Raw genomic sequence first — 1,479 nt, forward strand, 5'->3', positions numbered from 1 at the left:
CGGCAGACCACCTGGTTCCGGCACCAGCTCCTGGCCGACCTGGTTGTGGAAAATGATGTTTCTGGGCAAGAAAATTTCAACCCTGAGGCAGAAATCTTTCCATTCATTGTGGAATACCTATTGACCGTGCGCGGAGGGGCCGTTTAGGTTGGCGCGCTTTTCGACGGCCGGAGCGGCGTGTTCCGGCCGATTTTTGTCTAAGGGGCCGCAAGGCCCAAGGGATGTTGTCATGTCTTCCGGAGCGCAGGCTGCGCAGGCTCAGATGCCAAAGGAGCAGATGAGCGGCGCTGAAATGCTGATCAAGGCCCTCATCGACCAGGGTGTCGAGGTCGTCTTCGGCTATCCCGGTGGCGCCGTTCTTCCCATCTATGATGCGCTGTTCAAGCAGAATGCCATCCGCCACATCCTGGTGCGCCACGAACAGGGCGCGGTTCACGCGGCGGAAGGTTATGCCCGCTCCACCGGCAAGCCGGGCGTGGTACTCGTAACGTCTGGCCCCGGCGCCACCAATGCCGTCACCGGCCTGACCGACGCGCTGCTGGATTCGATTCCGCTGATCTGCCTGACCGGCCAGGTCGCCACCCATCTGGTCGGCACCGATGCCTTCCAGGAATGCGACACCACCGGTATTACCCGCCCCTGCACCAAGCACAATTACCTGGTGAAGAATGTCGACGACCTGGCGCGCGTGGTGCACGAGGCCTTCTATGTTGCCACCAATGGCCGCCCGGGCCCGGTGGTGATCGACCTGCCCAAGGATGTGCAGGTGGCGCAAGGCAACTATACGGCCAAGGACAATATCCGCCATAAAACCTACCGTCCGCGCGTGGATGGCGACGACGCCAAGATCAAGGAAGCCGTCGCACTGATGGCCGCCGCCGAGCGGCCGGTCTTCTATACCGGCGGCGGCATCATCAATGCCGGCCCGAAAGCCTCGGAGTTGCTGCGCGAATTCGTGAAGCTGACCGGCTTCCCGATCACCAACACGCTGATGGGCCTGGGCGGGTATCCGGCCACCGACAAGCAGTTCCTTGGCATGTTGGGCATGCATGGCACATGGGAAGCCAATCATGCCATGCATGATTGCGACGTGATGTTGGCCATCGGCGCGCGTTTCGACGATCGCATCACCGGCCGCCTGAATGCCTTCTCGCCGGGGTCGAAGAAGATCCATGTCGATATCGATCCGTCCTCGCACAACAAGACGGTGCATTGCGATATCGCCATCGTCGGCGACGCCTGCCGCGTGCTGGAGCAGATGATCGCCGCCTGGAAGCAGGGTGGCTACAAGCCGAACCGAAAGGCGCTCGACAAGTGGTGGCAGCAGATCGACCAGTGGCGCGCGCGCGACTGCCTGAAATACAATCAGGGCGACAAGATCATCAAGCCGCAATACGCCATCCAGCGGCTGTATGAGCTGACCAAGGACCGCGACACCTTCATCACCACCGAGGTCGGCCAGCACCAGATGTGGGCGGC

The 1,479-nt window shown here is 61.5% G+C and carries 1 protein-coding gene; it reads left to right on the top strand.

Going from position 1 to position 1,479, the window contains the following annotated elements:
• Positions 1-262 precede the first annotated feature (262 nt).
• Positions 263-1,479: biosynthetic-type acetolactate synthase large subunit (ilvB, locus tag Q1J79_RS04540; protein WP_300297125.1), on the top strand; the 1,217-nt coding region annotated here is incomplete at its 3' end.

This window comes from Ferrovibrio sp. (assembly GCF_029255545.1).
GTDB lineage: Bacteria > Pseudomonadota > Alphaproteobacteria > Ferrovibrionales > Ferrovibrionaceae > Ferrovibrio.